The organism is Mycobacterium sp. (genome assembly GCF_032162105.1).
In the GTDB taxonomy this organism is placed as follows: domain Bacteria; phylum Actinomycetota; class Actinomycetes; order Mycobacteriales; family Mycobacteriaceae; genus Mycobacterium.
Genome location: NZ_JAVRPS010000480.1, coordinates 1 through 7,901, shown reverse-complemented (window position 1 = coordinate 7,901; position 7,901 = coordinate 1). Strand labels below are relative to the sequence as shown.

The following is a 7,901-nucleotide window of genomic DNA, read 5'->3' as shown; positions in this document are numbered from 1 at the left end:
CAGGCGCGTTCGGTCTCTCGGTCCTCGTCTGGCAGCACCTGATCGGCCTGCACGTTCACTGGCTGGTGTTACCACTCACGTTCATCATCCTGGTGGCGGTCGGTTCGGACTACAACCTTCTGCTGATCTCCCGCGTCAAGGAAGAACTGGGAGCCGGGATACACACCGGCCTCATCCGCGCGTTGGGAAGCACTGGCGGCGTGGTGACGTCCGCGGGTCTGGTGTTCGCATTCACCATGCTGGCAATGCTCACCAGCGATCTGCGGACCATCGGTCAGGTGGGGTCGACGGTGTGCATGGGCTTGCTGCTCGACACGCTGATCGTGCGTACGTTCATCGTGCCGTGCCTCCTGAGGATTCTCGGGCCATGGTTCTGGTGGCCGACGCTGGTGCGTACCCGCCCGCTGCGGCAGGCGTCGGACTTCGGAGTGAAGCAATGATGCACAGCGTGTGGGCACTTCCGACGGTCATCGCCTTCGTGTTCGTCGTGATCTTCGCCGGGATTGCCGCCGTGTTCGTGGCGCGGCTGGGGCGCAGGCCGACACTGCCGATGAGCGACGAAATCGGTGGTATCCCAACGGTTCTGCGCAAGTTACAGAAGCGTGAACCGATGTCGGATGAAGAGTTGGCCGTTGCGAGGCAGGCTGTTTCCGATCGCGGGTCTTGGATGGCACTCTGCATCCCGTTGGCGATCTTCAGCATCGGATGCTTCTACGTCTTCGGCAGCCTTGACTACCTGCACGGAGGGACGCCCTCCGAACGCACGTTTCTCGGGCTGATCCCCATGTTCACGTCCACGAACCTGTTCATTCGGATGGTCTTGAGCGCAAGCCTGAAGAGGCGCCTTCCCAAGGTCCTCTCGAAACAGCCCAGCAACGCCCCTACACCCGGATGATCAGCTTGCCCGCGTTGTCGCCCGAGTAGAGCCTTTCGATGGATCCTGGTGCGGTTTCGATACCTTCGTAGACGTCTTCGCGGTACGTAAGGCGGCCCTCCCGAATCCAGCCAGCGAGGTCGCTGATCGCCTCGTCGAACCGCGCCGCATAGTCGGCGGTCAAGAAGCCCTGCATGGTGGCGCGCTTGACCAGCAGCTGGCGCTCCGGTCTCGGTCCCTGATTCCAGGGCTCCCAGCTCGGATACGACGCGGTCCCGCAGATCGCGATGCGCGCGTGCAGGTTGATGCGACCCAACACGGCGTCGTGGATGGCTCCCGACGTGTTGTCGAAGAACGCGTCGATGCCATCAGGACAGCTGGCGGCCAACGCGGCCTCCAGATCATCGGTGCCCTTGTAGTCGATGGCGGCGTCGTAGCCGAACTCTTCGACACACTGGCGAACCTTGTCCGGTCCGCCGGCCACTCCGACTGTGCGACAACCCTTGATCTTCGCGATCTGTCCGACGGCCGATCCCACGGAACCGGCCGCGGTCGACACGACAACGGTCTCTCCTGCGGCGGGGCGGAGTACGTCGAGCAACCCGAAGTACGCCGTGAGCCCGTTCAGGCCAAGCACACCCAGCGACAGCGTGAGCGACAGGTCACGCTCGCCAACCTTGCGCCACACCTGGGCCGGAGACGCCGCGGCGTACTCCTGCCATCCGAAGAGGCCCATGACGCGATCGCCGACCGCGTACGCGTCGTTGCGTGACTCGACGACCACACCGGCGGCGAAAGCGCGCATCGTGTCGCCGATCTCGACGGGTGATGTGTAGTTGGTGCGATCGGTGATCCAGCCCCGCATCGCCGGATCGGCCGAGAGAAACTCATTGCGGACGAGAAACGCGCCGTCGTCGATCGTCGGCATCGCGACCTCTCGCAACCCGAAGTCAGTGGCGCGCGGGATGCCCGTGGGACGGGAACGCAACCACACCTGGCGATTCTGCGAGCTATTCACGAGAATGCCGTGGCCACGTCATCGTGGTCTCGCTGGAGGTCACGCGAGTGCCCCGACCCTACTGCGGGCACTGACTCCGTTGAATCGGCGCAATACCGCGCGGGGTGTGGCACCGACCAAGGCGGCCACGATCCGGTAACCGAAGCCAGGAATCGACACTGCCTTCCCCTTGCGTGCGGCACGCAGCGTTGCCTCGGCCACGAATTCCGGTGCGAGGCTGGCGAATCCGGGTACGCCGTCGAGGTGATGGGCATCGGCGTGTTCCATAAACTCGGTCCGCACGATGCCCGGCAAGGCTACGGTCACCGTGACTCCAGTGCCGCGCAGCTCCTCGTGGAGCGCCTCGGAGAAGCTGCTGACGAAGGCCTTGCTGGCGGCGTAGACGGCGCTTCCGGGGAAGGGGGCTAGCGCCATGATCGAGGACAGGTTCAAGATGGTGCCCGATCCATGACGGCCCATGGCGGCGATACCGGCATGCGTCAGTCGCACCAGGGCGGTGATGTTGAGGTCGATTTCGCGCAGATGAGCGTCGACCGCGTGCTCGCCGAACGCGCCGAACGCGCCGATGCCTGCGTTGTTGACGAGCAGGTCGATACGCGGGGAGCCGAACAGCCGGCTCTCGACGTGGGCCAACTGCCGCTCGTCGGACAGATCGGCAGGCAGCACCTCGACGTCGACGTCGTAGTCGGTACGGCAGGCCTGGGCGAGTTTCTCCAGCCGCTCGGCGTCGCGCGCCACCAGCACCAGATGCGTGCCCCGTGCCGCCAGCGCCCTTGCGTACGCAGCTCCGATGCCCGCCGACGCGCCGGTCACCAGCGCGCGGTCCCAGCCGCGCTTGGCTCGTATCGCCATGTCAGTGCGATCCGCCGCGACCGGTCACAGTAGCGACCACGCGTTTGGCGCGCACGCGTGTACGAAACATGCTCATTGCCATGCGCTCTGCCACGGACCCTTCCGGCGGGAGCACGCCGAGATCGCGGGCGAACTTGTTCAAGTCGGCGTAGGCCGTGAGCCGCTTGATCAAGCCGTTCTCGACCTCGAAGAAGCCTGCGGCCGGTGAGTCGAACCGCGCGCCGTTGGCCGGCAAGCCCTGGAAGTCTGCCCCGCTGAACGTTCCGCGCCGTATCCACTCGGCCGCGACGACCTGGTCGATCGCCATTACCCGCGTCACCTCGATCTCCAGGTCGGGGAAGGCGGCGAACAGGTCTCTGGCGAACGCCATCTCGTTGTCGATGCCTTCCAGCGGTGCCGTGCCGGAGAGCACTTCGACGATGTCGTCGGCGCACGCTCGGCCGATCCCCTCCACGTCATGGCGTCCCAATGCGCCCAGGAAATCTTTGACCACCTGCTCAGGCGTGCGCTCATTCATGAACTCAGCGTACACCTGGTATGACAGATATCAAATAATTAGCTGACATATGACAATTATATCTATGGGTCATGCTCGGGCGCCCTTCGCCATCGCGGCCAGCTTCGACAGGGTGTAGTCGTTGTCACCGCGCAGCCCGGAGACCACGTCGCGCACGAGCTTCAGCGAGGGCTTGGCGCCGAGGAATTCGTTCGGCACTCTGGGCCCCCTACGACGCGACACTGCGTGCCGTCGCCGCCGACATCGCCGCCCCAAGCACCTCGTGAGATGTGACTGATTGCGCTTAGTTGCCGCGGGTGCGTTTCTTGGGCGGAGTGTCCTGGATCTCGATTGCCCGGATCAGCAGGTCGGCGGCAAAGTCTGCGTGGGCCTCGGCCTCGGCGGGGTCCAACGGATCGGCGTCATCGAAATGGCGGGCCAGCGCATCCAGCGTGTACGGGGCGGCCGCGCCGTGGGCGAGCAGGAAGTGCAGGGTGCGCAGTGAGACCGGGCGAATCCGGCCGGTGTCGGCGAGGTACTTCAGCAGCCGGTCCACCGGCTCCAGCGCCGGACCGATGTAGGTGTCGTAGAGATAGGCCAGCCGCTCGGTGTCTTGGCGGCCTTCGATGTTCATCAGCCTGTTGAGTTCAGGCTTTTCCGCCGAGTAGAGCAAGAAGGTTCGCATGGTGATCCGCAGCTGATCCAGCGGATCGGTCAACGTCGGATCGAACGCGGTCGCCAATCGCATCACCAGAGGCTGAAACGCCCAGTCCACCGTGGCGTACCACAGCGCCTCCTTCGAACCGAACCGGCCGTTGAGCAGATTGTGACTACCGCCCAGATCCCGGTTGAGGGTGCGCAGCACGACGCCGTCGTAGCCCCGAGTGGCGAACGCCCTCAAGGCCACCTCGAAGATCTCGTCCAGCGAAGCGGGCGACTCCTCGGTGCGCGGGCGCCCGCGCGGTCGGCGCTGTGGTTCGGTACTGGTGGGAGTCACACGTCCCATGATAGGCGGCAAATAATTATTTGGCAGTTCTACACCAATCGGTCCAAAACGGGTAATCTGGAGCGATGGCACGCCCGAGAGCTTTCGACGAAACCGCCGTCGTCGAGGCCGCACAGGACCGCTTCTGGTCCCTCGGATACGCCGGGACCAGCCTCGACGACCTGGTCAAGGCGACCGGCCTGAGCAAGGGCAGCATCTACAACACGTTCAGCGACAAGCACACGCTCTATCTGCGGACCTTCGAGCGCTACTGCGACGACATCGTCACCCAGTTCTCCACCCGTCTCGACGGGCCCGACGAGACGGCCGCCGAACGGTTGCGCACTCTGTTCGCCGGGATCGTGGACGCGAGCACCTCCGCGACCGTGCCGCGGGCGTGTTTCCTCGCCAAGGCGACGGCGGAACTCGGTGCTCTCGATTCCGAGGTGCAGACCAAGGCACGGCGCACCTTCGCCGCATTGGAGACACTGCTGGTTCGAAGCGTTACGGCGGCTCAGCGAGCGGGCTCGATCGAGGCCACGCGCGATCCACGGAAGACCGCCCGACACCTTCTGGCGACACTGCGCGGCCTCGATGCCCTGGCCTCCGCCGGAGTGGAACGCGACGTGCTGGTGGACGCGGTCACCAGTCTGACCGAGTCGGTGCTGGCTTAGCCGGCGAGGCGGGTCTGCCGGACGGTGGCCAGGAGCGTGCCGTCAGGCGCCCAGATGGTGCCGTCCTCGAGTGCGAAGCCCGACGCGGCGTGCGTGGCGTGCATCTCGCACGCGAGATGCAGGCCGTTGCTGAGAGGGTAATGCTCTGCGCTGGTGTGGATTTGGATGGCATACTCGATCGTCACGGCGCGGCTCGGCCCGGTGTTGCGCACCGCTACCGCAGGCGGGAAGTAGTCACCGAGCATGGTCAGCCACTCCGCGTCTACGCGGTCGGGATGAGTGGGCCGCGTCCAGGCCAGCCAACGGGCATGAGGCTGGCCCGCGAACAGCGTCGTCTCCGGATGCAGCCATGTCGGGAGATTGTGAACGTGTCCCTGCCCGCCAGGGATGATGAAGGGCCGGGCATCGTCGGGACGTTCGAGGAGCGCAGGCGGCTTCACGTCACTGAACTCGGCGCCCACCCATGGCGGCGACAGATGCAGGCGACCCACGACCGACGGCGGACCGTCGCCCTGGGCCACGTTGACGTGGTAGGTCGCCAGCGAGCGGCCGAGCCGAACCTCCTCGACGGCAAGAGTCGCCGCCCCCGAGCGCACCCCGCGAACGAAACCGAAGGTCGCAGCACGCAGAGTCCGTGACGGGTCAGCCATCGTGCGGTTGACCGCGCGCACGGCGAGGGAGGCGACGAATCCGCCGTGCACTCCTTGAAGCGCCGTCCACGCCTCCGGCAGGAAGGCCTCGTATCGACCTGGGCCGACCTCGTGCAGGTCGGTATCGGCCAACGCTTGCGGGCCTCGTTCCGCCATGTTCTCTCCTCGACGAGTTCGCGACCGACCGGTTTAGAATAACCCAGAACCCGCGGCGGACTTCGGGCGGAGTTGGTGCGATCAGCTAGAGCGACGCCACTCCGGGCCGGCGCGCGTAGTACACGAACGCAGGAGGAAGATTTCTCATCACGGTGCGGCCAATGACGACCTCTTCGAAGCGGTCCGTAAGCATGCTCCGAAAGCGCCGCCCTGGTGCGAGTCCGCGGACGAGCGTGTAACCAAACGTCGTGAAAGCCCCACTGGGAGCTAGGACATTCGTTACGGCGTCCAGTGCGACCTCGGCCACGGATGCAGGCATGGACACCCACGGCAAACCGCTGATGATGAGATCGGCGTGCGAAATGCCGCGGTCGTCGAGAATCTGTGGCAGACGGTCGGCGCTGGCTCGGACCATGTCGACTCTTCGATGGCGGCTGGCCGTCAGCGTCGCCAAGCGCGGATTGAGTTCCACTGCGATGTGCCGCCCCCGTGTGCCCAGCCGGTCCTGGATCGCCGCGGTGAAAGATCCTGTGCCCGGGCCAAGTTCGACGACAACGGGGTCACCATAGCGGGGGATGGTCGCCGTGATTGCTGCGGCCAGGTGAGGCGAACTGGGCGCCAATGCACCGACAACGCTTGGCTGACGGGCGAATTCGCGCACCAAGAGGGCCGCATCACTTAGCATGCTGCGCCCGGCTACCGAAGTCATCGGGCGCTGTCGCGCAGGAATTGGCCGTAGCCCGCGAGGACCTGTTCGGCGCGGCCGTAGGTGATCGCGTGCCCGGCACGGTCAAGGGTCACGAGCGTTGTCTGTGGCACGTACCTTTGTAGCACTTGCGTCCGTTCGTAAGGGTGGACGGTGTCGTCGGCGCCCCACGCGGCGAAGACCGGGATCCCCGACCGCCCGAGCGCTTGGAACACGTCTGGGCGCCAGCCGAAGTCGTAGTGCCGCAGGCTATTCAGCATTCTCTCAGCAAAGCCGCGGTACGTCGATTGTTCTGCCATCCAATCCAACATAGCTGGCCGATCTGGCGATCCCGAATAGGCGGCGGCCATCCGGCGAGTGACGATCTTGGCCCCGAGGACCCGGAACACCCAGTCGCCGATCACCGGCCACGACAGGACTGGATTGACGATGTCGCCTTGGCCCAGCGCCGCGGGGGCCATCAGGGGCATCGACGCCACGTCCCCGGGGTTTTCGGCAGCGAACTCGGCGACCACGATGCCTCCAAACGACGCACCCGCCAGGTGGACGGGCCCGTCGACGCCGAGCTCGTCGATCAGTTCGCGCAGTTGCAGGAGATAGAACTCCCGGGTGTAGGCAACGCCGGGGCGCGCGGAGTACCCGTAGCCAAGGAGGTCGGGCACGATGACTCGATACCGTTCCTGGTGAGTGAGCAGGAGTGAGTTCTGCTCGGTTGCGGCCCGAACGGTCTTGGCCGCGGCGGGCGGGTGTTCTCCGGTGAACCGGTGCGCATCGCGTGCGGCCGGTGGGTCGGAACTGCCGTGCCCGCCATCGTGGCGACGGTGGCGGTCAGGCCTGGCCGGTGGAGTGCCCGCCACGGTCCACTGTCCGCGGCGGGGTCCTGCCCGCCGATGCCTGATCGTCAGTCCGAGACCACGCCTACCGATCGCGGCCCCCGCGATGGAGTCACGGTGGCCGGAGCGGAAGTCTGCTGCCAACATCTTGGCACCCGCCACCGACAACCAACCACGCCAACACCACTCACTTCCGTGCGGTATCAATCACTACCGCTCACTATCCAACGACCAGCTGCCAACCCCGCGTCGGCCTGTGGCTTCGTCAAGTTCGCGAACGCTTGACCGCCGACAACCCCGCCGTGGGCGAGGATGACGACTTGCCCGGTTTCCAGGCCGGCGACGCGGACGTGCAGGAAACCTTGGCTGGTCTGCACGAACGTCTGAGCCTTGCCCTCCGCGACGAGTGCGTCGCGGGCTGCCTGATCGAGGCGGACCCGCCGCCGGTCGGCAACGGGATAAGAGGTCGCGGCGCCCATGATCGTCGCGGCACCAAGCATCCAAACAACCGTACCGGCTCGTCTGGCGGGCCGCCTTCTTCGTTGGCCGCCACGCCTCGATGCACCATCGGTGTCCATCGCCATGGTGTCCTCGTTTCCTGAAAGCGGAGCATAACTCTCCGGTTCAGTATGCCGCAAGCGGAGGCGGTGCCTCCGG

General features: G+C 65.6%; 12 protein-coding genes. 3 read left to right on the top strand and 9 right to left on the bottom strand.

What is annotated here, in order from left to right; translation table 11 throughout:
* On the top strand, positions 1-440 hold a 440-nt coding region (locus QOC69_RS24875), incomplete at its 5' end, for an MMPL family transporter (protein WP_526444631.1).
* Positions 437-895, top strand: a complete 459-nt coding sequence (locus QOC69_RS24870) for a hypothetical protein (protein WP_526444629.1) — start codon at positions 437-439, stop codon at positions 893-895. The genes QOC69_RS24875 and QOC69_RS24870, both read left to right, overlap by 4 nt.
* On the opposite strand, the gene QOC69_RS24865 is transcribed toward QOC69_RS24870, so the two are convergent.
* The 5 genes from QOC69_RS24865 to QOC69_RS24845 form a co-directional block, all read right to left on the bottom strand.
* Positions 882-1,868 (bottom strand): NADP-dependent oxidoreductase, encoded by a 987-nt coding sequence (locus QOC69_RS24865; protein WP_526444627.1) that lies wholly within the window; start codon positions 1,866-1,868, stop codon positions 882-884. The genes QOC69_RS24870 and QOC69_RS24865 overlap by 14 nt on opposite strands.
* 63 nt (positions 1,869-1,931) lie before the next feature.
* A complete protein-coding gene (locus tag QOC69_RS24860) occupies positions 1,932-2,744 on the bottom strand; it encodes an SDR family NAD(P)-dependent oxidoreductase (protein WP_526444624.1) in 813 nt (270 codons plus the stop codon).
* 1 nt (position 2,745) lies between these two features.
* The gene (locus tag QOC69_RS24855; RefSeq protein WP_526444622.1) at positions 2,746-3,261 is read right to left on the bottom strand and encodes an ester cyclase; all 516 of its coding nucleotides are present in this window, start codon (positions 3,259-3,261) and stop codon (positions 2,746-2,748) included.
* Between the two features lie 69 nt (positions 3,262-3,330).
* Complete coding sequence (locus tag QOC69_RS24850; protein ID WP_526444620.1) at positions 3,331-3,459, bottom strand: hypothetical protein; 129 nt, start codon at positions 3,457-3,459, stop codon at positions 3,331-3,333.
* 85 nt (positions 3,460-3,544) lie between these two features.
* Positions 3,545-4,237 (bottom strand): TetR/AcrR family transcriptional regulator, encoded by a 693-nt coding sequence (locus QOC69_RS24845; RefSeq protein ID WP_526444618.1) that lies wholly within the window; start codon positions 4,235-4,237, stop codon positions 3,545-3,547.
* A 74-nt stretch (positions 4,238-4,311) separates the two neighbouring features.
* On the opposite strand from QOC69_RS24845, the gene QOC69_RS24840 reads away from it, so the two are divergent.
* A complete protein-coding gene (locus QOC69_RS24840; protein ID WP_526444616.1) occupies positions 4,312-4,899 on the top strand; it encodes a TetR/AcrR family transcriptional regulator in 588 nt (195 codons plus the stop codon).
* On the opposite strand, the gene QOC69_RS24835 is transcribed toward QOC69_RS24840, so the two are convergent.
* The 4 genes from QOC69_RS24835 to QOC69_RS24820 all read right to left on the bottom strand — a co-directional run bounded on the left by QOC69_RS24835 (position 4,896) and on the right by QOC69_RS24820 (position 7,744).
* Positions 4,896-5,705, bottom strand: coding sequence for an acyl-CoA thioesterase (locus QOC69_RS24835; RefSeq protein ID WP_526444614.1), 810 nt, complete (start codon positions 5,703-5,705; stop codon positions 4,896-4,898). The two genes, QOC69_RS24840 and QOC69_RS24835, sit on opposite strands and share 4 nt — an antisense overlap.
* Before the next feature lie 85 nt (positions 5,706-5,790).
* Complete coding sequence (locus QOC69_RS24830) at positions 5,791-6,390, bottom strand: class I SAM-dependent methyltransferase (RefSeq protein WP_526444612.1); 600 nt, start codon at positions 6,388-6,390, stop codon at positions 5,791-5,793.
* Between the two features lie 20 nt (positions 6,391-6,410).
* Positions 6,411-7,391 carry an alpha/beta fold hydrolase gene (locus QOC69_RS24825; protein ID WP_526444610.1) on the bottom strand — a complete coding sequence of 327 codons (981 nt, stop codon included), beginning with the start codon at positions 7,389-7,391 and terminating at the stop codon, positions 6,411-6,413.
* A gap of 56 nt (positions 7,392-7,447) precedes the next feature.
* On the bottom strand, positions 7,448-7,744 hold the full coding sequence (locus QOC69_RS24820) for a hypothetical protein (protein ID WP_526444608.1): 297 nt from the start codon (positions 7,742-7,744) through the stop codon (positions 7,448-7,450).
* Positions 7,745-7,901 lie beyond the last annotated feature (157 nt).

Coding starts and splice junctions, on each gene's coding strand:
- QOC69_RS24870 (WP_526444629.1), top strand. CDS start 437: ATGATGCACAGCGTGTGGGCACTTCCGACGGTCATCGCCTTCGTGTTC.
- QOC69_RS24860 (WP_526444624.1), bottom strand. CDS start 2,744: ATGGCGATACGAGCCAAGCGCGGCTGGGACCGCGCGCTGGTGACCGGC.
- QOC69_RS24855 (WP_526444622.1), bottom strand. CDS start 3,261: ATGAATGAGCGCACGCCTGAGCAGGTGGTCAAAGATTTCCTGGGCGCA.
- QOC69_RS24840 (WP_526444616.1), top strand. CDS start 4,312: ATGGCACGCCCGAGAGCTTTCGACGAAACCGCCGTCGTCGAGGCCGCA.
- QOC69_RS24835 (WP_526444614.1), bottom strand. CDS start 5,705: ATGGCGGAACGAGGCCCGCAAGCGTTGGCCGATACCGACCTGCACGAG.
- QOC69_RS24830 (WP_526444612.1), bottom strand. CDS start 6,390: ATGCTAAGTGATGCGGCCCTCTTGGTGCGCGAATTCGCCCGTCAGCCA.
- QOC69_RS24825 (WP_526444610.1), bottom strand. CDS start 7,391: ATGTTGGCAGCAGACTTCCGCTCCGGCCACCGTGACTCCATCGCGGGG.
- QOC69_RS24820 (WP_526444608.1), bottom strand. CDS start 7,744: ATGCTTGGTGCCGCGACGATCATGGGCGCCGCGACCTCTTATCCCGTT.